Source organism: Moorena sp. SIO3I6, assembly GCF_010672095.1.
In genome coordinates this window covers 1-1,271 of sequence record NZ_JAAHHU010001447.1, presented here as the reverse complement: position 1 = coordinate 1,271, position 1,271 = coordinate 1, and the positions used below count along the sequence as shown (strand labels likewise).

Below are 1,271 nucleotides of genomic sequence, written 5' to 3'. Positions count from 1 at the left end.
GTTGCAATCGGGATACACGAGCTCCGTCTTGAGCAACAGCTAACCTAGGGCTGATCATAACTAGGGCTGATCATAACCCGTTTGGAGATTATTTGATGGCAGCAGGAGAAGAGGCTGATGAACCAATACGCCTGGCAGCCCAAAACTATTATAAAAGAATTATTGATCCTGAGCTCCAAGAGGCCTTTGATGATGTCACAGCATTAGCCGCACAAATTTGCCAAACGCCCATGGCTCTGATTACCCTGATTGACAGTAACAGTCAATGGTGTCAGTCTAGTCTGGGCTTAGATCAAACGTCAATAAGTCAAAATACCTTTTTATCCAGCCATCGGATTGAGTCAGCTGAGGTATTGATAGTTCAGGATACCCTGGCTGATCAACGGTTTGCCGCTCATCCCTTAGTGACTGCTGAGCCTCATATTCGGTTTTATGTAGGAGTTCCCCTAATTACCTCATTGGGATACCCTCTGGGAACACTTGCGGTAATGGATCAGGTTCCAAAGCAACTTCAGCCACAACAGTTAGCGGGATTACAAGCCTTAAGTCGTCAACTGATAAGCCAACTGGAGCTCAAACAACAGTTAGCGGATTTACAGCAGCCTCAGCAAGAAAACCAAGGTCTTGAGAATGAATTACCCCAGGTTGACCAAGAACTCCTGGATTTTTTAGAAAATGGCTGCGTTGGTCTCCATTGCGTGGATAGCAATGGCATCATCCTGTGGGCTAATCAGGCAGAGTTAGATCTGCTGGGTTACAACGCCCAGGAGTATATCGGTCACCATATTGCTGAATTTTACCCGGAGCAAGAGGTAATTGAAGATATCCTGGCCAGACTAACGGCTAAAGAAACCTTAAAAAACTACGAAGCCAGACTCTTGTGCAAAGATGGCTCGATTCGCCATGTGCTGATTAACTCTAATGCCCTCTGGAAAAATGGCAAATTTGTCCATACCCGATGTTTTACTCGTGACATTACTGAATGGAAACGGATCCAGGAAGAACGCGATCGCTTCTTTGACCTCTCGATAGATTTGCTGTGTATAGCGGGTTTCGATGGCTACTTTAAGCGCTTGAGCCCTTCCTTTACTAGCACCTTGGGTTACACCGAAGCGGAACTAACCAGCACCACGTTTTTTCGGGCCTCGGACTGCCAGCCCTCGACCGGTAGGCCCGGCTGGTCGAGCAGCTCGGCCAGGTGAGCGATATCAGCCCGCACGGGGGCGACAGTTAGGGTGGCGGCGCTCATCGACCGACCTCTTCCAACTCAT

1 protein-coding gene is annotated in these 1,271 nt (G+C 48.3%); it reads left to right on the top strand.

Annotated elements, in window-relative coordinates; genetic code table 11:
* Positions 1–95: 95 nt before the first annotated feature.
* Positions 96–1,202 (top strand): PAS domain S-box protein, encoded by a 1,107-nt coding sequence (locus F6K49_RS50145; protein ID WP_293110318.1) that lies wholly within the window; start codon positions 96–98, stop codon positions 1,200–1,202.
* Positions 1,203–1,271: the final 69 nt, after the last annotated feature.